The organism is Streptomyces sp. NPDC020742 (assembly GCF_040641675.1).
Taxonomy (GTDB): domain Bacteria; phylum Actinomycetota; class Actinomycetes; order Streptomycetales; family Streptomycetaceae; genus Streptomyces.
On sequence record NZ_JBFAEA010000001.1, the window covers coordinates 421,871 to 444,976 of the forward strand.

The following is a 23,106-nucleotide window of genomic DNA, read 5'->3' on the forward strand; positions in this document are numbered from 1 at the left end:
ATAGGGAGAGAGTCAGGGTTTGCCCTGACCGCACCCCGCCCGGCCCTGCCCCGGCCACACCTCAGGTGTTGCTGGTGCCCCAGTCGTCCTCATCGGCGGAGCGCTGCTCCCGCAGCGAGCGGACCCGGCTGGTGACCGAGGCCGGCAGTCGGTCCCCGACCGTGGCCGACACCTTCCCGAACGCCTTCGACGCCGCGTCCCGGCCGGTCAGCGCCACCGACTCGGCACTGTTACGGACGGCCGAATTCTGCGTGACCCGCTGGGCGGTCTTACGGAGCTGCTCGTACCGCTCCCGGCCGGCGCGCGCGCCGAGCACATACCCCGTGGCCAGTCCCGCGATGAATGTGAGCCGGTAGCGCATCGCTCCACCTTTCCTCTGGTCCGTCCCGTCCGGTGCTCCTGCGCACCGTTCTGCCGGGCTGTGCCGCGCGCCTACCCTCCGGGGCCGGAGATCACCCGAGGTGACCTGAGGCGATACCGATTGGCGGAGCACCCCCCTGCTTGCGCTAATGTATGTGTCGCAGCGAGCGCACGCCGTCCGGAGACCCGGACAGCGGTGCATTCGAGGCACACAGAGCAATCCCCTGTAGCTCAATTGGCAGAGCAGCCGGCTGTTAACCGGCAGGTTACTGGTTCGAGTCCAGTCGGGGGAGCTCGGTCCCCTGTAGCTCAATTGGCAGAGCATTCGGCTGTTAACCGGAGGGTTACTGGTTCGAGTCCAGTCGGGGGAGCAACACCGACAAAGGGCCCCGGAAGGGGCCCTTTTTCGTACGCCACGGAACCGAAACCCCGGTGATCGAAGTCCTCTTGGGCGTGCATGGTCGCCGGACGACGGCCCTCGCGGGCAGCAGATCGTATGAGCGGCTATGCTGCGGCAGACGGCGCGCACAAATGTGCGCGACGCGCCGTGGAGGGGCGGTAGCTCAGCCGGTTAGAGCAGCGGACTCATAATCCGTCGGCCGTGGGTTCGAGTCCCACCCGCCCCACACAGCGGCACTCAGAGCGAAGCCCCTTTATGCCTGGGGAAGCGTGAGAACGGGGGCCACCGCCACAGCGCGGTGGCCCCCGTTGATCCGTTCTGGCCAAGATCCAGTGGACACGCGGGGGACACCCGGGGCCCGCCGGGTCGCAGAGGTCCGGGGCCGTGTCCCCGCAGACCTGAGGGACTTGAGAGTGCGTTGCCCTCGGCGGATCCCCGGCCTACTGGCGAGGCCGTGAAGATCGCCTGCCGATGCTGCCCAGCGGGCCGGCCGGGCCGGCCGAGTAGGGACGCCTGGCGAGGGATGCCGGGCGGAGCGGATTCGGCTTCCGCACGCATCATCCTGGGCGGCACGCTGGTGTCGGTGTTCCACGGGATCTGCCGGAGGGCCTGTCTCGGACGTTCCCGACAACCGAGACGTCGGCCTTGGCGCCCAGGGACGGCGCGGCGGAGACGCGCCGCAGGTCGTGGGCCCGGACCGGCGGCAGGCAGGTCTCGGGTGGTCGGTCTCAGGAGAGTGAGATCACTCGGAATCAACCCGGCGGGTGCCGGGAGCGGCGGCGGTGAGCTGCGGGTTCAGGCGCGCAGGGAGTCACTTCCACCTCGATGCTGGCAACCCTCGGCTTCATGCTGCAGCACCCCCTTGATCCATGACGCGGATCTTGTCGGTTGGGTGGCCTCCACGCTGGCCGCGATGGCCGACCTGGCCCGGCCGCTGCGATGTCCTGCGGCATCTCCCGCGAAGCCCGCCAGGTAGGGCGCCTGGGCCCTTGTGCCCAGCACCGCCACCCGCCACTTTACAATTTTGACGAACTGTTATCGGGGTCCGGGGGACACATGGGTGGGTACTTCAAGGTCGAAGCAGACGATCTCGGCCGTCTGCTGAAAGACCTGCATGACAGTCAGGAGAACATGCGCAAGGCGCTTGCTGCCCTGAAGGACGTGGGGCCGAAGAGCACCGGCGCGGAGACACTCGACAACGCCTGCGACGAGTTCCACGACAGCTGGGACAACGCCATCAAGAAGATCGCCGACGGCACGCAGACCATCGAGGAGAAGCTGAAGCAGACGAAGAGCAACTACGAGGCGATCGAACACGCCCTGCGTGACTCCTTCAAGAAGGGCTCCAAGTAGCCCCGCTACGCACGCTCTTCTCGCCTTCCTTCTGCACACAGCTTCCTTCTGCGATCACTTCGGCAGGTGTCCCATGAGTCATCAGAACTTCCCCGCGCTCGGCTTCAACCCCGCTCCCGGTCGCCTGGAGAGCGTCGACGACCTCACCGACAAACTCGATACCGCGACGCGCTCCCTGAGCTCCGCCCACTCCGTCCTGCACCGCCTCGGCAGGGGCGCCGGAGTGTGGGAGGGCGAGGCTGCCCGCGCTTTTGCGGGACAGGTCGGAGACCTGCCGAAGTACGTGAGCGACAGTCGCGACGCCATGCGCGACGCCGCCACCCAGCTCAAGTCCTGGCACACCGCGCTGGCGTCGTACCAGCACAAGGGCCGCCAGTACGAGGCGGACGCCGCCGCGGCCAAGAATGAGCAGAAGACCCGTACCGCCGAACACGAGCGCGCGGAGGCGGCCTATAACAGGGCCGCCTCCGACCCCGCCTTGAGCCTCGCCGGGCAGTACTACACCAGCAAGGCGGAACTGGACTCCGCTCAGGCGAAGATCGACGCGGCGAACGACCGCCTGGAGAAGGCGAACCACACGCTCGACCTCACCCAGAAGCGACTGGACTCCGCGACGGCCGAGCTGGAGTCCATCATCAAGAAGGCGGAGGATCTCCTCGGCGACCACCAGGATGAGGCGCGTGGCATAGCCGACCGCATCCGCAAGGCCACCGAAGGCGCTCCCGACCCCGGATTCTGGGAGGGTCTCGGCGATGCCTTCACCCGCATCGGCCACAGCATCCAGAACTGGTGCACCAAGCACGCCGACCTTCTCAAGTCGATCGGCGACGCGCTCAGTATCGCCTCCAGCATCCTCGGCGTCGCCTCCCTCCTCACTCTCTGGTGCCCGCCGCTCTCCGGCGCTCTTGCGCTCGCCGGCGGCGCAATGTCCCTGGGAGCACTGGCCGCGCACGGCGCGGCAAAGCTGGGTGGGGCGGACGTGGGCGTCATGGACCTGGTCGGCGACGGTCTTGGGGTGATCCCGGTCGGGAAGTTCGGCGCGGCGGCAACGAAGGGGGTGAAGGTCGGTATGAAGGTGACCCGCATCGAGGGACAGGCGGTCAAGTCCATCGACAAGGTGAAGAAGATCGAAGCGCTCGAGCAAGCGGGCTTCGAAGGGAAAGGACTGCGCGGAAAAGACCTGCTGCGCCGCCCCTACGAGGAGGGGAGCAAAGAATTCGCCGCTAAGGGATTCGGCAATCGCGTCAAGCTCGCATGGACCGACCACGTACAGACCACCGTGGGCGCGGGCATCAAGGAAGCGGGCCTCAGCAAGGGGCTGACCACGTTCATGGAGAGTCGTTTCACTCCGACAGCGGTGAAGGACTCCCTGGGCGCCGCCATCCGCGCCGACGGCTCCATCGACCCCGTGTCGTGGTGGAGCAAGGGCCCGCAGGTCGCCCAGCAGGTTCCGGGCATCGCGATCGACACCCACACCGCCGTCACTTCCCCCGGCACGCCTGCCGCCGGGAGGCTGTGATGAGTGGCCTGAACCGCGAGGTGTCGATCGAGTTCGAGACACCCGACATCTTTCACGAACTCCCGCTGCACCTCCCTGACGAAGTCCTTGATGCTGCTCTGTGGGAACTGGCCGAAAAGATATGGCCGGCAGGCACCGAGTTCCAGCGCGAGACCACCGCGCTGGTCTATGCCGACCTCACGGACACTCTGGTGGCCGACGGGGTCATGTACGCCTCACTGGGCCTCTTCGAAACGGAGGACGGGGAGGTCAGTACCGCCAACCTCATCGCCCGCGTGGAGAGCGTCGACGAGGAGGAACCCGCTGTCGTTGCCGCCTCGGTGCAGGAAGAACTGGCACTTCAGGAGCACCGGGACGTTCATCACGTGGACCTGCCGTGCGGCCCCGCCGTGCTCTCCTTCCACTCCACCGAAATCGACGGCGACTCAGCGCTCTCCTCGCTCGCCTTCGCCCATGTGGAGCTGTACGTGCCCTCCTCCGTGCCCGGGTGGCTGGCCGTTCTCTCCCTCTCCACGCCCAGCTTCGCTGAACTCCCCCGCTACGTCGGTTGGTTGCGGCAGATCGGTGAGACCCTCACCTTCCGCCTCGCAGCGCAGGCCGAAGAGGAGTCCCCCACACCCACCGACATCCGCTCGGTGTTCGGCTAGGAGAAGACCATGGACAGCTCCGCGAAGGTTTCGTTCCACACTACGTACCCCTCCAAGAGTGAGCCCGACGAATGCGCCTTCCCCCTCAGATGGGTCGTCAGGCCCTATCGGGGCGAGCCGTTCGCCTACGCCGCAGCGGGCGCACCCCCGAACTGGGCACTGCCTCCCGGCACCGAACCGTGCTACACCCTGTACCGCACCAAGGACACCTCAGAGCCCATCGTCATCCTCGTGGCACAAGGACGGCAATTCACGGTCCTGACACCCGACCACCACGTCCTGGCCGAACTCCGACTGCCGCCACCCGAGCAAATGTGGCGCCCTGTCCGTGAGATCGTGCGGCCGAAGCAGCCCCTCCTGCGGGCCCGCGGAGCCACCGTCAGGTCGATCATCAAGTCGGTGCTCTTCCTTCCCTTCCTCATTATCGAGTCCCTCCTCTACTTGACCGACGGTGACTTCGTCTTCGACCCTCCGACCCGTACTGCTTGGAAAACCACCCGAGGGGTGTGGAAGCGGACCGCACTCACGCAGCGCATAGGCTCGCCCGACTACCGCGTCTACGGCAAACACCTCGACCACCGCATCGCCTACGCCCAGTCAGTGGCAGGCCTCTGGCGATCGGACAGCGACGACGACCGGTAGGACCCGAGGGGTACCCCGCCAGGGAGCCCTCGGCGCGTGTCGTTCCCTTCACTGTGTGTAAGTGAAACGTCCGAATGGCGGGCGTTCACGTCATACGTGCAGGCCGGCCCCTCAGACTCGTGCGGCTTACCGAACGTCTCAACCAATGAACAGGCACGACCATGAGTCGGACAATTCACCGGACACCCCAGGGCTCCCCGCAGGCCGAGCAGAACGGCGAGGCCGTGCTGTCGCACGGCCTCAAACAGCGCCATCTGTCGATGATCGCGCTCGGCGGGGTCATCGGCGCGGGGCTCTTCGTGGGCTCCGGGGCAGGTATCGCCGCGGCCGGGCCGGCCATCGTGCTCCTCTTCATCGGTGCCGGCGCACTGGTGATGCTGATCATGCGGATGCTCGGCGAGATGTCCGCGGCCCGGCCCTCCACCGGCTCGTTCTCGGTGCACGCCGAGACGGAACTCGGCTCCTGGGCAGGGGCCACCTCGGGCTGGATGTACTGGCTGATGCTCTGCGCCGGCGTGGCCGCCGAGGCCACCGCGGCCGGCACGATCATGCACACCTGGGTGTCGTTCATCCCCGCCTACGGCTGGGTGGCGATCTTCATGGCGTTCTTCTGCGGCAGCAACCTGACCGCGGTCAAGAACTTCGGCGAGTTCGAGTTCTGGTTCGCGGCCATCAAGGTCGCCACGATCGTCGCCTTCCTGGTGCTGGGCGTGCTCGGCATTCTCGGGGTGTTCGGCAGCGCACCGGGCACCCACCACCTCACCGGCCACGGCGGCTTCTTCCCGACCGGCGCCGCCGGACTCGCCGCCGGGCTGCTGACCACCATCTCCGGTTTCGCCGGTCTGGAGACCGTCACCATCGCGGCGGCGGAGTCGGACAACCCCAGCCGGAACGTGGCCCGTGCCGTCCGCACCGCCGTCTGGCGCATCGCCGTCTTCTACATCGGTTCCATGGCCGTGGTCGTCACCCTGGTGCCGTGGAACGACCCGAAGGTCGCCACGGAAGGCCCGTACGTCACCGTGCTCGACCGGCTGGGCATCCCGGCGGCCGGCACGATCATGCAGATCGTGGTCCTGGTGGCGCTGCTCTCCGCGATGAACGCCAACATCTACGGCTCGTCGCGGATGGCGTACTCCCTCGTCCACCGGGGCCAGGGCCCGCGCTTCCTGGCCAAGGTCACCCGGGGCGTGCCGATGGCGGCCGTCCTGGCATCGTGTGTCTTCGGCTTCGCGGCCGTGATCGCCGGAATCATCTGGCCGACCACCGTGTTCGCCTGGCTGCTGAACATCGCCGGCTGTGCGGTGCTAATCGTCTGGTCGATCGTCTGCCTCACCCAGCTGCGGATGCGCCGCCGGCTGGAGCGTGAGGCACCCGAGCTGCTCTCGGTGCGGATGTGGGGCTTCCCGTATCTGACGTGGGTGGCGTTCGCCGCCATCCTCGGCATCTTCGCCGTCATGGCCGCCAGCCCGGACGGCCGCCAGCAGCTCGCCGGCACGGCCGTCGTGGTGGCCGCCCTGGCGGGCGCCGGACACCTCAAGCAGCGGCGCGACCGGGCCGCCGCCACCGACTGAGCGGACGGCCGCCCCCGCCCACAACGGGCCGGGCATGACGGACCGCACCCGAGGGCCCTCGCTTCCGGCGAGGGCCCTCGGCGCGTCCCGGACCACCGGCCGGCCGTGACTCAGGTGAGGCGGAGGGGCAGGGCCGTCAGCGCGTGGGAGCGGAAGGAGGAGCGCCAGGTGAGCGCGTCGGGGGAGGTCGCATGGCGCAGGGCGGGGAACCGTCGCAGCAGGGTCCCCAGGGCCACCTCCACCTCCATCCGGGCCAGCGGTGCCCCGAGGCAGTAGTGGAGGCCGTGCCCGAGGGACAGATGGGTGGTGTCGGGGCGGTGGATGTCGAACCGGTCCGGGTCGGGGTGACGCGCGGGGTCCCGGTTGGCGGAGGCGAGGCACAGCAGCACGGTGTCCCCGGCGGGGATCTCGACCCCGCCGATCCGTACCGGTGAGGTGGGGAAGCGCCGGATCGCCATCTGATTGGGGTGCACGTACCGCAGCAACTCCTCCACGGCGTGGGGGAGAAGGGCCGGCCGGGAGCGAAGCTCGGCCAACTGGTCCGGGTGCTGGAGCAGCGTGTGCACGCCGTTGCTGATGAGGTGCTGGGCGTTCTCGCTGCCGGCCATCAGGATCAGGAAGGCCAGGGAGACCAGTTCATCCTCGCTGAGCGCGTCGTCGTGGTCCCGGGCGGCGATCAGCCCGCTCAGAAGGTCCGTGCCCGGTGTCCGTCGGCGTGCGGCGACGAGGTCGAGGAGGAAGCCGTGGATCGCGGTGACGGCCTCGCCGACCTGCCCGGGGTACGCGGGCGCGAGCATCTGGCTCACCCAGTCCGCGAACGGCCGCCGGCCCGCCTCCGGCACGTCGAACAGCTCGCCCATGACGAGGACGGGCAGGGGGATCGCGAAGTCGTTGACGAGGTCGCAGATGTCCGCGGCGGCGATACCGTCCGCGAGCCGTTCCGCCGCGTGCACCACGCTCTGCCGCAGGCCGTTGATGCGCCTCGGGGTGAAGGCCTTGGAGACCAGCCGGCGGAGCCGGAGGTGGGACTCCCCGTCGAGGTTGAGGAGATTGGCGTCCAGGGCCGGAGGCAAGGAGAAGCCCTGATACCCGTTGCCGGCGTGCGTCTTGTCCACGGTGAGCACGGGATCGGTGAGACCTCGTCGAACGTCGGCCTCCCGCAGCACCAGCCAGACGGGGCTCCCGTCGGGAAGCGCCACCTGGTGCACCGGTGCCGCCGCACGCAGCCGCGCATACGTCGGGTAGGGGTCGGCGAAGGACTCCGGCCCGAAGGGCTTCGGGAGGAGGCCAGGGCGGCTGCTGACGGTCATACGGGCTGCTCTCCTGTTGTGGTGGGGGGTGAGAGGGCTTGCATGCTGTGCGGGGGCGGGCGTTCTGCGAGCGGGCGGGCGTTCCGCGAGGGGCGGGCGTTTTGCGAGCGGGCAGGCGTTCTGCGAGGGGGTGGGCGTTCTGCGGCCGGTGGGGGGCGGTTGGGGCCGGTTGGGGTCTGTCGGTGGGGTGTTGGGGTTGGTGGTGCTGGGGTGAGCGAAGGTCGGCGGTGGCCGTCGTCACCAGAGCCGGTCGATCTCGCCCGGGTACAGCTCGATGCGGGTGTGCCGGAACGCGTCGCGGGTCTGCCGGGCCGTGGCGGAGAAGAAGTCCGCCATGGTGATCTTGTCGAAGCCCGGCTGGTCGCTGGGGAAGGGGGCCTGCGGCGTCCCGCCGATGAGCACCGTGCCGGAAAGCCGGTGCCAGCCCGCGCTCTCGTAGAAGCCCTGGAGCGGCCGGTCGCAGGTGAACACCCCCAGGTCCAGGTCCGAGGCGGCCATGGCCTCGTGCGCGGCGGCCACCAGGCGGCGGCCGTGCCCCTGGCCGCGGGCCGCCTTCCGGGTCACCACGGTGCTCAGCCCACCGGCCCGGTAGCTCCGGCCGGCGTGTACGAGGGTGAGGTGCAGGATGTCCAGGGACGCCAGCACCGTGTCGTTGTCGACGAGCAGCATCGATACGGGGCGCAGCGCGGGGTCGTGGCCGTCCTCATAGGCCGCACTGCCGGCCGGGGACGGGGAGTTGTCCGCGGAGCGGGAGTCGTCCGGGGACCAGGAGTCGTCCGGGGCGTCGGCGGGCAGGTCCGGGGTGGCGGGCCAGGCCTCCTCGTGGAGGGCGCGCACCTGTATGCGGAGTTCGGGTGGGGTCGCCGCTTCGGGGAACGTCATCAGCTGCACGCGCCGATTGTGCCCAGCCGTCCTGGTGGGTGCCATCGGGTATCCCTGCTGGTGCTGGTGCTGGTGCTGGTGCTGGTGCTGGTGTGTGCGGTGGCCTGTGACGAGGGCTCGGCGGTCGTCCCGGCGGCCGGCCTCAGATGATCGGAGGCCGCCCCAGCCGGGTCATCCGCCAGACCGTGCGCCAGCGCATCGGCCGGCGCCGTCCGCACGGAGTCCGTACCCCTTCCGCGAATCCGGCGGCCCAGGCGCGCATTCCGGCCACCGAGCGGCTGCGTACGGCGGTCAGCATGGCCCAGGTGCCCAGATAGAGCGGCACCAGAACCGCCGGCAGGTGGCGCTTCGCCAGCCACACCCGGTTCCTGGCCACCATCCGGTGGTAGACCGCATGCCGGGTCGGCGAGGTGTAGGGGTGCTGCAGCACGAGGTCGGGCTCGTAGCGGATCCGCCAGCCGTCGTCCAACGCCCGCCAGGCCAGGTCGGTTTCCTCGTGCGCGTAGAAGAAGTCGTCGGGCCAGTCGCCGATCCGGTCCAGCATCGGCATGGACAGCGAGTGCCCGCCGCCGAGGAACGTCGTCACCGGCCCGCCCTGCCGGGGGTCGCCGACGCGGAGCCGGGGGACGTGCCGGCGCTGCGTGCGGCCCAGCTCGTCGGCGATACGGAAGCTCACGATGCCCAACTTCGGGTCCTGGGCATGCAGTTCGGCGACCCGGCGCAGGACGTCCGGGCTGATCAGCAGACCGTCGTCGTCCAGGTCGACCACCACGTCCACGTCGCCGAGCTTGCGCAGTTCGTCCAGCGCGACGTTTCTGCCACCGGAGACGCCCAGGTTGTCGCTCAGCTCAACGCCCCGCGCGCCATGGGGGAGTGACGGCAGCGGGGAGCCGTTCCCGACCACGACGACATGGGCGGGCTGAAGGTCCTGCTTGGCGACCGAATCCAGCAGCGCATGGAGTTCGGCGGGGCGGTTCCCCATGGTCAAGATGGCGACGCCTACGCGCAGATGACGCACGGAAGAGTGCTCCGTTCTTGGCGGGCTTGGCGGGCTGGATGAGCTTGATGGCTTTGATGAGGTTGGCGGGCTTGGTGAGCCTGGCGGGTTTGATGGTTGAACGGGGCGGACCGGTTGGACGGGTTCGATGGGGATCGGGGGGGCTGGGTGCGGGGCAGGGGCTCGGCACTCGGGGCCCGGGGTGTTGAGGGTCTCTGCCTGGGAGACGTGGCCGACGCCACCGACGTTCCCGACACCGCTGACGTTCCCGACCCTCTGGATGGTCCCGGCGAGCGGTGGCGTCTTTCGGGATGCTAGCCGTCGGCGTACGCGCCCGCGTGTTACGGCACTCGCCCGGCGCCATCCCTGTCGTACGCGTCAGTAGCGAAGCTCATGTAGGCAAGCGCCGGGAAGCCGGTGGGGAAGCCCCCGGGGAAGCTCTTGGGAAGCCGGCGGAAACCTGGGGGCGCACCAGGGGGCCAAACCCGCAGGGATATCCGTGGGAATCCGTACAGCGTTCACGGGGGCCGCGGGCGCACCATGGAAAGACCAGGGGCATCCCGGAAGGGCCGGCGGGGGGTGAAGGGAGGAAGCCCCCATGGGCGCCATGGAAAACCCCATGATGGAGGTCAAAACGATCGACAAGCCGGACGAGCGGCGTGACTTTCCCCGAGGCCACCTCGAAGCCCTGCATCTGACCGGGCTGGACTTCGCCGTGGCGACGTTCGAGCCCGGCTGGCGCTGGTCGGAGTCGGTGGGCCCGATCGCCGGGACCCCCAGCTGCGAGGTGCACCACAACGGCTTCGTGGCTCAGGGCCGTATGCGCATACGGATGAACGACGGCGCCGAGTCCGAGGTGGGGCCCGGCGACGTCTTCGTCTGCCCGCCCGGCCACGACGCCTGGGTCGTCGGCGATGAACAGACCGTGGTGTACGACTTCGCCGGCGGGATGGCCATGGACTACGCCAAGGCGAAGGGGTAACCGGCCAGGACTCCAGAAGCCGCATGCCCTCATCCCCTATGTCCGCATCATCTCCCTATGTCCGCGTCACCCCTACGGGCACCCGTAGGGGTGACGCTTGTGTGTCCCGCCGCGGCTCGGTGAGGTGGGGCACATGCGGATTCCCACGTGGCTCGGGATGTCTAGGAATGCGCTGGCTGGGCAGGGGTGCGACGGTCCGGCGTACGGAAGCGGGACGCCCCGGCGCACGGTCGTGAGATCGTCCGGCGGGCGGAATACGTCCGGGGACGGATCCCGTTCCCGCATCCGGGGACCACATGCACATCAGGAAAACCCTCGACAGACCGGAAGCAGGAACTTACGCATGAGCACCGTTGAGCTCACCAAGGAAAACTTCGACGACATCGTCTCCGGCAGCGACTTCGTCCTGATCGACTTCTGGGCCGAGTGGTGCGGTCCCTGCAAGCAGTTCGGCCCGATCTTCGAGCGGTCGTCCGAGAAGCACGACGACCTGGTCTTCGCCAAGGTGGACACCGAGGCGCAGCCCGAGCTGGCACAGGCGTTCCAGATCCAGTCCATCCCGACGGTGATGATCGTCCGGGAGAACATCGCGGTGTTCGCCCAGCCGGGTGCCCTGCCGGAGGAGGCCCTGGAGGACGTCATCGGCCAGGCCCGTGCGCTGGACATGGACGAGGTCCGGGCGTCGGTCGCCGAGGCCCAGCAGAGCGAGCAGGCGCAGGGCGAGTAGGGCCAGTAGGCTCTGGGGTCGTGAGCGAGCTACTTCTGGTCCGGCACGGCGAGACCGAATGGAGCCGGGACGGCCGGCACACCAGTTGGACGGACCTGCCACTGACCGCCACCGGCGAGGAGCAGGCCCGCGCGCTGCGGCCGCTGCTGTCGGGCCGGAAGATCGCCCAGGTGTACGCCAGCCCGCGGGTACGGGCGCTGCGTACCGCCGAACTGGCCGGCCTCGCCCGGCCGACCATCGACCCTGACCTGCAGGAATGGGACTACGGCGGCTACGAGGGCATCGCCACCGCGCAGATCCATCAGGAGCGGCCCGGCTGGTACCTGTTCGCCGACGGCGTCGCGCCGGGGCCCGACGGGCATCCGGGCGAGTCGCCCGAACAGGTCGGGGCGCGCGCCGACCGGGTGCTGGCTCGGATCGTGCCGCAGATCGAGGCGGAGGAGGGGGATGTGGCGCTGGTGGCGCACGCCCACTTCCTGCGCGTACTGGCGGCCCGCAGGCTCGGGCTGCCGGCCGCCGCGGGCGGACTGTTCACCTTCGAGACCGGGGCGGTCGGCGTCCTGGGAACCGAACACGACCGCCCCGCGGTGATCGCCTGGAACGCCCGGAGCCTGTAGGGGGTCCGGGGACTGAAGGGGCGCCGGGGCCTGTAGGGGGACGGAGCTTGTAGGGGGTTCGGGGCCAGGAGGAGAGCCGTTTCGGGGGCTTGTAGGGCTTTCGGCTGCTCGTACGTGGCGTGGTGACGCTGCTACGCGGTCGTGGGGTCCGCCGGTCCGCGTAGCGAGAGTGTCCGCCGGCGCCCGCCCGGCCACCCACCCCACCGACGTTCACGGTGCCATCGGCTCGCGTCACGGTGCCATCGGCTCACGTCACGGCGCCATCGGATCGAGATGCAGCGGCTGCACCTTCCCCTCGATCATGGCGCCGAGCCCCATCACCGCGCAGGTGTCGGGCCGGTCCGCGGTGTGCACCGGCATGGTGGTGGCCTGATGGATCATCGGCTCCAGACCGGGGATCAGCGCGCTGCCGCCCGCCAGCATGATGCCGCGCTCCCCGAGGTCGGCCACCAGGTCCGGCGGGCAGCGGCGCAGCACCGCCCCGATGCCGTCGAGGATCGCGGTCAGTGGGGTGGTGATGGCGTCCCGTACCCGCTCGGTGTCGACATGCACGGAGCGTGCCATTCCGCTGACTACATCCCGGCCGTGCACCTCCGTGGAGCCCGGGGTGAGCCCATCGCCCCCGGCGAGGATCAGATGCAGTGGACGCACGGCCTGGCCCGCCAGCATCAGCTCGTGGTGCAGCCGCAGGTGCTGGACGACCGCGTGGTCGATGGCGTTGCCACCCACCGGTACCGTCTCCGCCGCCACGATCGAGCCCAGCGAGAGCACCGCGACCTGCGTGGTCCCCGCGCCACACACCACGATCATGGTCGCCTCGGGCTGCTCCACCGGGAGCCCGGAACCGACCGCCGCGGCGACCAGCGTGTCCACCAGCTCGACCCGGCGCGCACCGAGCCCGGTGAGCGTCTCCACGGCCGCGCGCTGCGCCAACGGCTCACTGCCGTACGGGAGGCAGACCGCGGCCCGCATCGTCGGCCGGCGCCGCCACGTCTTGCGCAACTTGTCACCCACGAGAGTGCGCAGCAGCCGCTGGGCCATGTCGATGTCGACGACGGTGCCGCCGGAGACCGGACGGACCACCCGGATGTAGTCGGGGGTGCGGCCGTCCATCACCTCGGCCTGGGCGCCGACGGCCAGCAGCGCCCCGGTACGGGTGTTGACGGCGGCGACGGTCGGTTCATCGACGACCAGCCCCTGGTTCTTCACATACACCCTGGTCCGGGCCGCGCCGAGGTCGATGGCGGCCGAGCAACGCCGCAATTGGGCGAGGCTGATGGTCATGGGTGATTCCTCCCCGGTGGGCCGATGTGGACGGAGCGCTCATGGGGCCCGTTCGCACGGACCGCTCGTGCGCCATCCTGTGGGCGCGTAGGAAAGCCCGCCTGTTGGGAGCGTCCGGTCGGGGGATCGGGAGGGGGTGGCCGGGGCGAACGGGTGAGGTCGGGGTGGCCAAGCGGAGCGGAGTGGCGTCGCTGGAGGCGCCTCGCCCCTTCCTCTCTCCTGTCTCTCTCCTTCCTCCGCTGTTTCCGCCGCTTGGGCTCGTCCGCGTCCTTTGCTGCTTGAGCTGGGGTCCACCTGGTCCGTCGGCCGGGTCGAGGCCTATCCCTCGCGCTCGACCCGCCGCTGATACAGCCCCCAGGTGAACTCGGCGACGACGTCCTCGGGCGCACCGTCCGGACCGGGAGACGTGAAGGCCAGGCGCCAGCGGGTCGGCGCGCTGCCCTCCATCGGGCGGGCGGGAGCGAAGGCCCGGGCGACCTCGTCGACGGTGCAGCGCCAGGGCGCCAGATCCTCCGCCGTCCGCAACTCGGGCCCGGCCGCGCCGGGTGCGCGGACGAGCCAGGCGTTCCAGACGTTCCCGCGCGTGTCAGTGAGCGCCTCGAAACGCAGGTCGGGCCACAGGGGTACCGGCCAGGTCAGGGCCTCGCAGGTCAGATCGCCGATCTGGCGGGTGGCGACGGTCTCCGGGGCGCCCAGCAACGCGCGGTACGGCTGGACGCCACCCGCCCTTGGGGCGTGCATCCGTGCCTGCCAGCGACGGTTGGCCTCCCGCATATCGGCGCGGGCGACGCCCAGTTGGTGCAGCGCGTCCTCCACCAGGTCGGGGTGGTGGTCGGCCATCCGACGCAGCAGCACGAGCTGGAAGGCGACCGGCCCCGGCAGGCCGGCGGAGGTGCCGGGGCCGGTGGGCGGCTGTGCGTCAGGGGTGGGGTTCATGGGGGACATGGTCGTGGAGGGGCGGCCGTGAGGGCACGTTGGGGTCACACGCCGATCCCATTCCCTCCTATGCCCTCCCGTTCCATTCCCTCCCATTCCGGTCCGTTCGATCCCGTCCCCTTCCCGTACGGACGGGTGCAATCATTCGTTGCCGTTGCCGTTGCCGTTGCCGTTGCCGTCGCCGGCGTCATTGCCGTTGCCACCACCACCGCCCGGCCGTTCCGTCGTCTTCCGCCCTTCGACCAGTACCTCCATCCCGTCCAGGAGCCTTTCCAGCCCGAACTCGAAGAGCGTGTCCATGTTGAGGAAGTCCCCGTCGATGCCGGACATCCCGGCATACATCGGGTACGCGCCGGACCGGAGGATGCCCTCGAACGCCGGCTCCATCACCGCCATCCACTGCCCTTGATCCATCCCGGTCTCCTGCTCGGCCTCCAACTCGTCCTCCAGGCCGGCGGCGGTGGACAGCACGAAGCTCAGCAGCGTCAGGGCCATATGGATCAGCGTCACCGGGTCCTTCCCCCCGACCCGCGCCATCGTCCACTCCACCAGCCTCATCGCCCACGGCATGGGCTGCGGGCGGGTGATCGACAGATACTGCGCCAGCCAAGGGTGCCGGTGGTAGAGCTGCCACTGCAGCCGCGCCCCGGCCTCCATGCGGTCCCGCCAGCCGTCCGGTGCGGGGTCGGGGAGTTCCACGCCCGCGAACGCGGCGTCCGCCATCAGCAACACCAACTCGTCCTTGTTGGCCACGTGGCGGTAGAGCGCCATCGAGGACACCCCGAACTCGGCGGCCACCCTGCGCATGGACAGCGCCCGCAGCCCCTCGGCGTCGGCGACCTTGATCCCGGCCCGTACGACGGTCGCACGGCTCAGCCCGGTGTCCGTCTCGCGCGTCCGTCGCTCCCCTGTCGGCCCGCGCCGGCCGGTCCGTTGCGAGGGAGCCTGGGCCGGTGCCCGCACGGACGACGGGGCCTGGTGGTCCTGCGCCTCGATGACCACGGTGCCCACGCCGGGAACGGCCTGTACGACCCCCTCCTGACGCAGCGTCGTCAGCACCTTGGTGGCGGTCGCCATCGCCACCCCCCACTCCTGGGTGATCCGCCGGGTCGACGGCACCCGGTCGCCCGGCGCCAGCTCTCCGGCGTCGATACGGCGTCGGATCTCCTCGACGATCCGGCGGTAGGGCGGGGACGACTGCTCCACGGGACAACCTCCGTACTAGTGCACTAGGGGGCGTGTGCCCCCGGAGACTAGCAGCGCACGCCTCGCCAGCGCCTCGATCCACCTTGAGTGCACTAGTGTGATGCACCTCCAACTACCAAGTCATGATTACTGTTTGCGGCGTAAGCGCAAGCTGTTTACCGTGTCCGTCATGACGTTTACTGCGTACACACCCAAGCCGTTGGCGGGGCGTCGCGAATGGACCGCCCTGGCCGTTCTCCTGCTGCCCTGTCTGCTCGTCTCGATGGACGTCTCGGTGCTCTACTTCGCCGTGCCGTTCCTCACCGCCCAACTGGAGCCCAGCAGCGTCCAGCAGCTGTGGATCCTGGACGTCTACGGCTTCGTGCTGGCCGGCCTGCTGATCACCATGGGCGCGCTGGGTGACCGCATCGGCCGCCGCAGACTGCTGCTGTCCGGTGCCGCCCTCTTCGGTCTCGCCTCCGTACTCGCTGGATACGCCCACAGCGCTGAAATGCTCATCGCCGCACGGGCGTTGCTCGGTGTCGGCGGCGCGACCCTGATGCCCTCCACGCTCGCGCTGATCCGCAACCTGTTCCACGACGCCAAGCAGCGCGGCAAGGCCGTCGCTATCTGGTCGGCGGCGATGATGGGTGGCATCGCGGTCGGTCCGGTGCTCAGCGGGATGCTGCTGGAGCACTTCTGGTGGGGCTCGGTGTTTCTGATCAACACCCCGGCGATGGTGCTGCTGCTGGTCTGCGGGCCGCTGATGCTCCCGGAGTTCAGGAATCCGGCGGCCGGCCGCTTCGACGTCCCCGGCTCGTTGCTCTCCCTGCTCGCGATGCTGCCGCTGGTCTACGCCGTCAAGGAAATCGCTCGTGACGGGTTCGCCGTCCGGCCCGTCATCGCCCTGGCCGTCGGCCTGTTGGCGGCGGTGGCCTTCGTCCATCGCCAGCGCACCGCCCGTCACCCCATGCTCGACCTGGAGCTGCTCCGGCACCGTGGATTCAGTGTGTCGGTGCTGATGAACATGCTCGCGATGTTCGCGGTGGTCGGCTGTGCGGTGTTCTTCACCCAGTACCTGCAGACCGTACGCGGTATGAGCCCCCTGGTGGCGGCGCTGTGGAACCTCCTGCCGACTATCGCGGTGGGCGGTATGGCGGCGGTGGCCACCGCGCTCGCCCAGCGGATGGACCGGGCGTACGTCATCGGTCTGGGCTTTGCCGTCGCGGCCGCCGGGTTCGTGTGGCTGTCCTGGCTGGAGCCTGGCTCGGCCCTCTGGTACGTGCTGGTCGCCTCGTCGGTCTACGCCTCGGGGCTGGTGATGGTGATGTCCCTCGGCAACGAGCTGGCCATCGGTGTCGCGCCGCCGGAGCGGGCGGGCTCCGCGTCGGCCGTCCTGGAGTCCGGCACCGAACTCGGCGGCGCGCTGGGCATGGCGATCCTGGGCAGTATCGGGAGCGCCACCTACCGCGGACACATGGATGACGCGCTGCCCGTCGGACTTCCTGCCGGGGCGGTCGAGGCGGCACGCGAGACCCTGGCCGGCGCCGCGGCGGTGGCCGGCGAACTCCCCGGCCGGGCGGGCGAGGCCCTACTGACCGCGGCCCGGGCCGCATTCACCGACGGGATGCAGACGGCCGTGCTGGCCGCGGCCGGCGTGATGGTCTGCGCCGCGGTGCTGGCGGTGGCGCTGCTGCGTGGTCTGCGCACCGCGGAGGGCGGCGCGAATGACGGGGGCGGCAAGGGGGAGACCGGGGACGCCCAGGGTGCCGGGGGAGCCGTCATTGCTGCGGGGGCAGGCGGATCCATGGTCGGCGCCGGACCCGGAGCCGCGGTCGGGTCCGGAGCCGCGGTCGGAGGCGGATCGGTGGCCGGAGGCGGATCCGCGGTGGGAGCCATGGAGAGCGCGGGGCTCGTGGGGAGACGGGGCGACGGAGTAGGGAAGGCGCGTAACGAGGGTGTGAAGGGGGGCGCGTAAGGAAGGCGCGTAGGGAGGGCGCGTAGGGAAGGGAGGGGATCGGCCCTGTGGCGGAGGACCGCCGCGGACCGGCCCCCGGTGCCGGCCCCGGCGCCCGTCCGCTGTCCGTCAGCTGAAGTCGAACTCCCCGGTGCGGGTCCGCTTCAGCTCGAAGAACTTGTCGTAGCCGGCGAGGAGTCGTGCACCGTCAAAGACGCGCACCGCCGCCTCGCCCCGCGGGATCGCCATCAGCACCGGCCCGAAGAACGCAACCCCGTCGATGTGGATCGTGGGCGTGCCGACATCGTCGCCGACCGGGTCCATGCCCTCGTGGTGACTCTTGCGCAGCGCGTCGTCGTACGCCTGGCTGTCGGCCGCCGCGGCGAGCTCGGCCGGCAGTCCGACCTCGGCCAGCGCCTCCTCGATGACGGTGGTGGTGTCCTCGCGGCCGTCGCGGTGGATCCGGGTGCCGAGCGCGGTGTAGAGATCGCGCAGCACGCCCTCGCCGTGCTCCTGCGCCGCAGCCATGCAGACGCGTACGGGGCCCCAGCCCGCGTCCAGCAGCTCGCGGTACTTCTCGGGGAGGTCCTCGCGGCCCTCGTTGAGCACCGACAGGCTCATCACCCGGAACCGCACATCCAGGTCGCGGTGCTGTTCGACCTCCAGGATCCAGCGGGAGGAGATCCAGGCGAACGGGCAGATGGGGTCGAAGTAGAAGTCGACGGAGTGGCGGGTGTCGCTGGGGTTGGTCATGAGGTGAGCGTAGAGCGCGACTGTCCCGGCCGCCCGGTCCACATTCCCACGACGATCCTGGGCCAATTCCTGGCGAGGGGCCGGGCGAGTGCCGCGGCGAGTGGTCCGGCGAGGGCGCGGCGAGTGGGTCGGCCAGGGCGCGTCGGGTGGGTCGATGAGGGCACGGCGAGTGGGTCGGCGAGGGTGCGTCGCCGAGGGCGCGGCGAGCGGCTCACTGCGCCGCTCCCGCCCCCGCGCGCCTCCTCGCGAAGGCACGCACCCATGCGCGCACGAAGGCACGCACCCAAGCCCTCACGAAGGCACGCACCGATGCGCGCCCCCCTCACGCGCGCGCTCGGGTCATTCGGGCGCGATGCCCAGCATCCTTTGCAGCAGCTCCTTCAGCAGGGCGCGCTCGGCGGCCGTCAGCTTGCCGAGGGGCTCCCGGGCAAAGCTCAGCGAATTGCGCAGCGCCTCGGCCGTCCGCGCGCCCTCGGCCGTCGGGGCGGCGAGCTTGACCCGGCGGTCGGCCGGGTCGGGGCGGCGCTCGACCAGGCCACGGGATTCCAGGCGGTCCACTATGCCGGTGATGTTGGACGGCTCGCACTTCAACCGCTGGGCGATCTTGCGCATCGGCATCGGCTCGATGGAGAGCAGGCTCAGCAGCCTGGCCTGCGCGCCGGTGAGGGAGTGCTCGGCCGCGGCGTGCTCGTACTCCTCGTGGTATCGGACGACGACGGTGCCGATGAGATCGACGACCTCGACGGTCAAGGAGTCTGTACGCGGTGTCATACACAGCAGGGTACCCAATTGCTTGACAGCATGAAATATCGATGGGCATGCTTGTTTCAGCACCTGAAGCATTAGGAGGATCGCGATATGCCCGCCCTGCCCACGACCAGCCGCGAATGGCACCTCATCGCCCGCCCCCAGGGCTGGCCCACCACTGAGGGCTTCGCCCTGCGCGAGACCTCGGTGCCCGAGGTCGGCGAGGGCCAGATCCTCGTCCGTAACAAGCACTTCTCGGTCGACCCGTACATGCGCGGCCGGATGAACGACGTGAAGTCCTATGTCCCGCCGTTCCAGCTGGACCAGCCGATGGACGGCGGTGCGGTCGGCGAGGTCATCGCCTCCCGTTCCGATTCCATCGCCGTCGGTGACCACGTCCTGCACGGCCTCGGCTGGCGCGAGTACGCGGTCCTGGACGACAAGCGGGCGGCCAAGGTCGACGCCTCCCTCGCCCCCCTCACCGCCTACCTGGGCGTACTGGGCATGCCCGGCCTGACCGCCTACGCGGGCCTGTTGAAGGTGGCCTCCTTCAAGGAGGGCGACGCCGTCTTCGTGTCCGGTGCGGCCGGCGCGGTGGGCAGTGAGGTCGGCCAGATCGCCAAGCTCAAGGGCGCCTCCCGCGTCATCGGCTCGGCCGGCTCCGACGAGAAGGTCAAGCTCCTGGTCGAGGAGTACGGCTTCGACGCGGCCTTCAACTACAAGAACGGCGACGTCGCCAAGCAGCTCAAGGAGGCCGCGCCCGACGGTATCGACGTCTACTTCGACAACGTCGGCGGTGACCACCTCGAGGCCGCTATCTCGGCTCTCCATGTCCACGGTCGTGTGGCCATATGCGGCATGATCTCGATGTACAACGCCACGGAGCCGAGCCCCGCGCCGCGCAACCTCGCCATGGTGATCGGCAAGCGCCTGCGCCTCCAGGGCCTCTTGGTCAGCGACCACTCCGACCTCCAGCCGCAGTTCGTCGAGGAGGTCTCCGCCTGGATCCGCTCCGGCGAGCTCAAGTACAACGAGACCAAGGTGTCCGGTATCGAAAACGGCGTCGACGCCTTCCTGGGCCTGCTGCGCGGCGAGAACACCGGAAAGATGATCGTGAGCCTGGAGGGCTGATCGAAGGGGGACCTGACGGGTTTGGTGGACCGGGCGGGCTTGGCGGGTTTGGCGGGCATGGTGGACCGGGCGGGCTTGCCCGGCCTGGCGGGCAAGCCGCCTGCTGTCGCCGACGTGCTGGCCTGCTGCCGTCCTCGGCCGTCGTCGGCCGTCCTCGGTCGTCGTCTGTCGCCCGCGGGCGTGAGGGCCTGCGGGTCTGAGAAAGAGAGGCGAGCCTCGACCTTCGGCCGTCGGCCTCTTGCGCATGCCCGTTAGGCTCGGCGCCAAGCCGTCGCGATGAGTGGGCGCGAGTCGCGGCGAACCACAGGAGGATCTCGTATGTCCATCCAGACCGTCGACGTCGTCTACACCGCCGTCGCCACCGCTGAGAACGGCCGTGACGGCCGTGTCGCCAGCGATGACGGCAAGCTCGACGTTGTCGTCAACCCGCCCAAGGAGCAGGGTGGCAGCGGCGCCGGTACCAACCCGGAGCAGCTCTTCGCGGCCGGTTACAGCGCCTGCTTCCAGGGCGCGCTCAGCGTCGTTGCCCGCCGGGAGAACGCGGATGTGTCCGGCTCCCGGGTGACCGCCAAGGTCGGCATCGGCAAGACCCCGGAGGGTGGTTTCGGCCTTACGGTCGAGATCGCCGTGTCGATCCCCCATGTCGACGCAGCCACGGCCAAGGACCTGGTGGAGAAGGCGCACCAGGTGTGCCCGTACTCGAACGCCACTCGGGGAAACATCGACGTCAAGCTGACCGTCGCCTGATCCTGCGCTGACTCGTACGGCGCATCAAGGCCGCATTCCGTTATCAGGGGCCGCATCCTGTCATGGGGGTGCGGCCCCGTCCTCTGTCCTCAGTCCTGGAAGGAGATCGGCTCCCGGATCCCCGCTGATGGGCGATTGGCCTCCGGTCGTTGGCGGCCAGGGCCGTCCTTGATGACGGGTGGGCGTGCTGTCCGCCGGGCTGGTCCCTGTGCTGTGCAGCCGGTGGGGTGTCTGGCGGTCGGTCGATGTCTTTGATCCGCCCAACCTCGGCCGACGGTTGCGCAGTTGTGCAATGAGGCGTCTGTACAGGTGGGGGATTGGTGGACTGCGGCGGGCTGGTCCGTGGCGTGCCTCTGACAGGAGTTGTTGTCCTCCTCCCGTCGCCTCCTCTGCGTCTTGGTAGGGGCTCTTCGTCTCGGTGGTAGTGGACTGACTTCGGGGTCTCGGGCTCGGCGTCAGGTCGGCTTGTGGAGCGGGCTTGACGTGGTCCACGTACGGGGAGCCGGTGAATCAACCATCGGTGAAAGCGCTCGGCTCGTAGGGTCAACTCACGCTAATCTTGGGGCGCTTCACCGCTTCACCGCTTAACCGCTTCTTCGCGTTCCTCCCCGCAGCTCCGTCGGGCGATCTGCCGGCGGGGGCCCTGCCTCCAGGGCCTGTTCGGAGGAGCGAGGAGGAGTGATGGACGATCAGGGCACGGAGCAGGAGAGCGATCGATGGGCCCCGCCCGATAGGTGGCAGGTCGTGATCGGCGTGCTGGGCCTGCTGGTGGCGATCGTCGCGTGTGTGGGGCAGTTCGCCCGGTAGTCGCCGGGTGGCCCGCAGGGTCCGGACACGGCCGACGCCCGCCCTCGAGGTGGGACGGTCAACGGGGGAGTGCCCGGGCTTGTCGTTCCGCTCATTGCGCGGTCCCGTTTCGTAGGGCCTTTGTGGAATCTGGGTTCGCTCTTCGCCTGGGCGTCCCTGTCCGTTCCTGCGCTTCTCGTCTGTGTGTCGGTGTGCTTCACGTGCGTTCCTGCGGGGGGGGGCAGGTTCCCGTGACGTGACCTGCCGCGCCCTGCTGTGCGGCGCTGAACCGTCCCGTTCCGCGTCCGTCGCCCCCGCGCCCACCGCCCCTCCCGCCGCTGTGACGCAGGCAACATTTACGACGTCTTGACGTAGCACCCGTGTAATCGATTTCGTAGCCCCCACGAATTCCTCAAGAAATCGATTACACGACCACTCGCAGGGACACCCGAGCACTGTGTGATCACTCGGACAGAACGGCAACGGCGCCATGGCGAACATCAAAGATGTGGCAGAGCGGGCAGGAGTCTCCGTCGCCACGGTCTCCCGGGTGCTCAACGGCCACAGCCCGGTCGCCGAGACCCGTGAGCGGGTGCTCGCCGCCGTACAGGAGCTGGGCTACCGGCCCAACAACGTCGCCCGTGCGCTGCGCACCGCACGTACCGGCGCGCTCGGCCTGATCATCAGCGACCTCACCAACCCGTTCTTCACCGAGCTGGCCGACGCCGTCGAGGACGCCGCCCGCAGCCTCGGCTACAGCCTGGTCATCGGGAACGCCGGCGAGCGCCCCGAGCAGCAGGACGACTACATCCGGACACTGCTCGACCGGCGGATCGACGGACTGCTGGTCAGCTCGGCCGGCACCGGCTCGGCGATGCTCAGCGAGGTCGTCGCCTCCGGTACGCCGCTGGTGCTGCTGGACCGCACCGTGCCCGGCGTCGACGCCCCGTGCGTACGCGCCGACGGCCGCGCCGCGCTCACCGATCTCGCCGCCCACCTCGCCGCGCTCGGCCGCCGCCGCCCCGCGATCATCGTCGCTCCGGCTGGCACGCCGACCGGTGACGAGCGCCTCGACCTTTTCCGTACGGCGCTGGCCGAGCACGGCATCGCGCTCCCCGATGAACGGGTCGGGGCCACCCCGGATCTTCAGCACACCGGTGGCCGCCAGGTGATGTGCGAACTTCTCGACCTCCCCGAGCCGCCGGACGCGGTGCTGGCCACCGACAACCTGATGGCGCTGGGGGCGATGGACGAACTCCGTGCGCGGGGGTTGCGGGTCCCCGATGACGTGGCGCTGGTGGTGTACGACGACGTGCCGTGGTTCGCCCACACCGATCCGCCGCTGACCGCCATCGCCCAGCCCACCCGCGAACTGGGCCGGGCCGCCGTCCACACCCTTCTGGAACGGATCGAGGGCAAGGCGGCTGACTCGGTGCTGCTGCCGGCCCGGCTCATCGCCCGCCGCTCTTGCGGTGAACCGGCCACTCCCTGACCGAACCGTCGTCCGGCCGAGCCCGGCAACCGCCCCCGGGCCCGGCAACCGCCCCCGAGCCCAACGAGTCAGCAGCAAGTC

23 protein-coding genes and 3 tRNA genes are annotated in these 23,106 nt (G+C 69.7%); 17 read left to right on the forward strand and 9 right to left on the reverse strand.

All coding sequences use genetic code 11. The annotated features are described in order from the left end of the window. Window positions 1-61: 61 nt before the first annotated feature. Window positions 62-361: a YtxH domain-containing protein gene (locus tag AB0G84_RS01735; protein WP_361313951.1), complete on the reverse strand. Its 300-nt coding sequence runs from the start codon at window positions 359-361 to the stop codon at window positions 62-64. A gap of 219 nt (window positions 362-580) precedes the next feature. Here AB0G84_RS01735 and AB0G84_RS01740 point away from each other — a divergent pair. From AB0G84_RS01740 to AB0G84_RS01775, 8 genes are all read left to right on the forward strand, one after another. Continuing rightward, window positions 581-653: transfer RNA gene (locus AB0G84_RS01740), tRNA-Asn, on the forward strand. Window positions 654-658: 5 nt separating this feature from the next. Next, window positions 659-731, forward strand: a tRNA-Asn gene (locus tag AB0G84_RS01745). Between the two features lie 181 nt (window positions 732-912). Continuing rightward, a tRNA-Ile gene (locus AB0G84_RS01750) sits at window positions 913-986 on the forward strand. A gap of 905 nt (window positions 987-1,891) precedes the next feature. Then, window positions 1,892-2,113, forward strand: a complete 222-nt coding sequence (locus AB0G84_RS01755; RefSeq protein ID WP_361313954.1) for a hypothetical protein — start codon at window positions 1,892-1,894, stop codon at window positions 2,111-2,113. Between the two features lie 73 nt (window positions 2,114-2,186). Continuing rightward, the gene (locus AB0G84_RS01760) at window positions 2,187-3,632 is read left to right on the forward strand and encodes a putative T7SS-secreted protein (RefSeq protein ID WP_361313957.1); all 1,446 of its coding nucleotides are present in this window, start codon (window positions 2,187-2,189) and stop codon (window positions 3,630-3,632) included. After that, window positions 3,632-4,279: a hypothetical protein gene (locus tag AB0G84_RS01765; protein WP_361313960.1), complete on the forward strand. Its 648-nt coding sequence runs from the start codon at window positions 3,632-3,634 to the stop codon at window positions 4,277-4,279. Before AB0G84_RS01760 ends, AB0G84_RS01765 begins: the two co-directional genes overlap by 1 nt. A 9-nt stretch (window positions 4,280-4,288) precedes the next feature. After that, window positions 4,289-4,921, forward strand: coding sequence for a hypothetical protein (locus AB0G84_RS01770; RefSeq protein ID WP_361313962.1), 633 nt, complete (start codon window positions 4,289-4,291; stop codon window positions 4,919-4,921). 161 nt (window positions 4,922-5,082) lie between these two features. Further along, window positions 5,083-6,492, forward strand: coding sequence for an amino acid permease (locus AB0G84_RS01775; protein ID WP_361313965.1), 1,410 nt, complete (start codon window positions 5,083-5,085; stop codon window positions 6,490-6,492). 110 nt (window positions 6,493-6,602) lie between these two features. Here the strand turns inward: AB0G84_RS01775 and AB0G84_RS01780 are convergent, their stop codons facing one another. Both AB0G84_RS01780 and AB0G84_RS01785 read right to left on the reverse strand, forming a co-directional pair. After that, window positions 6,603-7,802, reverse strand: a complete 1,200-nt coding sequence (locus AB0G84_RS01780) for a cytochrome P450 (RefSeq protein WP_361313967.1) — start codon at window positions 7,800-7,802, stop codon at window positions 6,603-6,605. A 237-nt stretch (window positions 7,803-8,039) separates the two neighbouring features. After that, the gene (locus AB0G84_RS01785; protein WP_361315076.1) at window positions 8,040-8,684 is read right to left on the reverse strand and encodes a GNAT family N-acetyltransferase; all 645 of its coding nucleotides are present in this window, start codon (window positions 8,682-8,684) and stop codon (window positions 8,040-8,042) included. 18 nt (window positions 8,685-8,702) lie between these two features. On the opposite strand from AB0G84_RS01785, the gene AB0G84_RS01790 reads away from it, so the two are divergent. Then, a complete protein-coding gene (locus tag AB0G84_RS01790; protein WP_361313969.1) occupies window positions 8,703-8,834 on the forward strand; it encodes a hypothetical protein in 132 nt (43 codons plus the stop codon). Here AB0G84_RS01790 and AB0G84_RS01795 read toward each other — a convergent pair. Beyond that, window positions 8,827-9,702: a glycosyltransferase gene (locus tag AB0G84_RS01795; RefSeq protein ID WP_361313971.1), complete on the reverse strand. Its 876-nt coding sequence runs from the start codon at window positions 9,700-9,702 to the stop codon at window positions 8,827-8,829. The two genes, AB0G84_RS01790 and AB0G84_RS01795, sit on opposite strands and share 8 nt — an antisense overlap. 598 nt (window positions 9,703-10,300) lie before the next feature. Here AB0G84_RS01795 and AB0G84_RS01800 point away from each other — a divergent pair. The 3 genes from AB0G84_RS01800 (at window position 10,301) to AB0G84_RS01810 (ending at window position 12,007) form a co-directional block, all read left to right on the forward strand. Next, on the forward strand, window positions 10,301-10,663 hold the full coding sequence (locus tag AB0G84_RS01800) for a cupin domain-containing protein (protein ID WP_361315078.1): 363 nt from the start codon (window positions 10,301-10,303) through the stop codon (window positions 10,661-10,663). Between the two features lie 343 nt (window positions 10,664-11,006). Next, window positions 11,007-11,390, forward strand: a complete 384-nt coding sequence (gene trxA / locus AB0G84_RS01805; RefSeq protein ID WP_361313974.1) for a thioredoxin — start codon at window positions 11,007-11,009, stop codon at window positions 11,388-11,390. 20 nt (window positions 11,391-11,410) lie between these two features. After that, complete coding sequence (locus tag AB0G84_RS01810; protein WP_361313977.1) at window positions 11,411-12,007, forward strand: histidine phosphatase family protein; 597 nt, start codon at window positions 11,411-11,413, stop codon at window positions 12,005-12,007. A 252-nt stretch (window positions 12,008-12,259) separates the two neighbouring features. Here the strand turns inward: AB0G84_RS01810 and AB0G84_RS01815 are convergent, their stop codons facing one another. The 3 genes from AB0G84_RS01815 to AB0G84_RS01825 form a co-directional block, all read right to left on the reverse strand. Beyond that, on the reverse strand, window positions 12,260-13,291 hold the full coding sequence (locus AB0G84_RS01815; RefSeq protein ID WP_361313979.1) for a rod shape-determining protein: 1,032 nt from the start codon (window positions 13,289-13,291) through the stop codon (window positions 12,260-12,262). 318 nt (window positions 13,292-13,609) lie between these two features. Continuing rightward, window positions 13,610-14,227, reverse strand: a complete 618-nt coding sequence (locus AB0G84_RS01820) for a hypothetical protein (protein ID WP_361313982.1) — start codon at window positions 14,225-14,227, stop codon at window positions 13,610-13,612. 141 nt (window positions 14,228-14,368) lie between these two features. Further along, a complete protein-coding gene (locus tag AB0G84_RS01825; RefSeq protein ID WP_361313984.1) occupies window positions 14,369-15,433 on the reverse strand; it encodes a GntR family transcriptional regulator in 1,065 nt (354 codons plus the stop codon). Window positions 15,434-15,602: 169 nt separating this feature from the next. On the opposite strand from AB0G84_RS01825, the gene AB0G84_RS01830 reads away from it, so the two are divergent. Further along, complete coding sequence (locus tag AB0G84_RS01830; RefSeq protein ID WP_361313987.1) at window positions 15,603-17,390, forward strand: MFS transporter; 1,788 nt, start codon at window positions 15,603-15,605, stop codon at window positions 17,388-17,390. 108 nt (window positions 17,391-17,498) lie between these two features. Here AB0G84_RS01830 and AB0G84_RS01835 read toward each other — a convergent pair whose 3' ends face one another. Then, window positions 17,499-18,122, reverse strand: coding sequence for a DsbA family protein (locus tag AB0G84_RS01835; RefSeq protein WP_361313989.1), 624 nt, complete (start codon window positions 18,120-18,122; stop codon window positions 17,499-17,501). 339 nt (window positions 18,123-18,461) lie between these two features. Next, on the reverse strand, window positions 18,462-18,893 hold the full coding sequence (locus AB0G84_RS01840; RefSeq protein WP_361313992.1) for a MarR family transcriptional regulator: 432 nt from the start codon (window positions 18,891-18,893) through the stop codon (window positions 18,462-18,464). 87 nt (window positions 18,894-18,980) lie between these two features. Between AB0G84_RS01840 and AB0G84_RS01845 the strand changes: the two genes are divergently transcribed. The 4 genes from AB0G84_RS01845 to AB0G84_RS01860 all read left to right on the forward strand — a co-directional run bounded on the left by AB0G84_RS01845 (window position 18,981) and on the right by AB0G84_RS01860 (window position 23,025). Then, window positions 18,981-20,000, forward strand: a complete 1,020-nt coding sequence (locus tag AB0G84_RS01845; protein ID WP_361313994.1) for an NADP-dependent oxidoreductase — start codon at window positions 18,981-18,983, stop codon at window positions 19,998-20,000. 318 nt (window positions 20,001-20,318) lie between these two features. After that, on the forward strand, window positions 20,319-20,747 hold the full coding sequence (locus AB0G84_RS01850; RefSeq protein ID WP_361313997.1) for an organic hydroperoxide resistance protein: 429 nt from the start codon (window positions 20,319-20,321) through the stop codon (window positions 20,745-20,747). A 678-nt stretch (window positions 20,748-21,425) separates the two neighbouring features. Then, window positions 21,426-21,554 (forward strand): hypothetical protein, encoded by a 129-nt coding sequence (locus AB0G84_RS01855; RefSeq protein ID WP_361314000.1) that lies wholly within the window; start codon window positions 21,426-21,428, stop codon window positions 21,552-21,554. Between the two features lie 469 nt (window positions 21,555-22,023). Continuing rightward, window positions 22,024-23,025, forward strand: a complete 1,002-nt coding sequence (locus tag AB0G84_RS01860) for a LacI family DNA-binding transcriptional regulator (RefSeq protein ID WP_361314003.1) — start codon at window positions 22,024-22,026, stop codon at window positions 23,023-23,025. Window positions 23,026-23,106 lie beyond the last annotated feature (81 nt).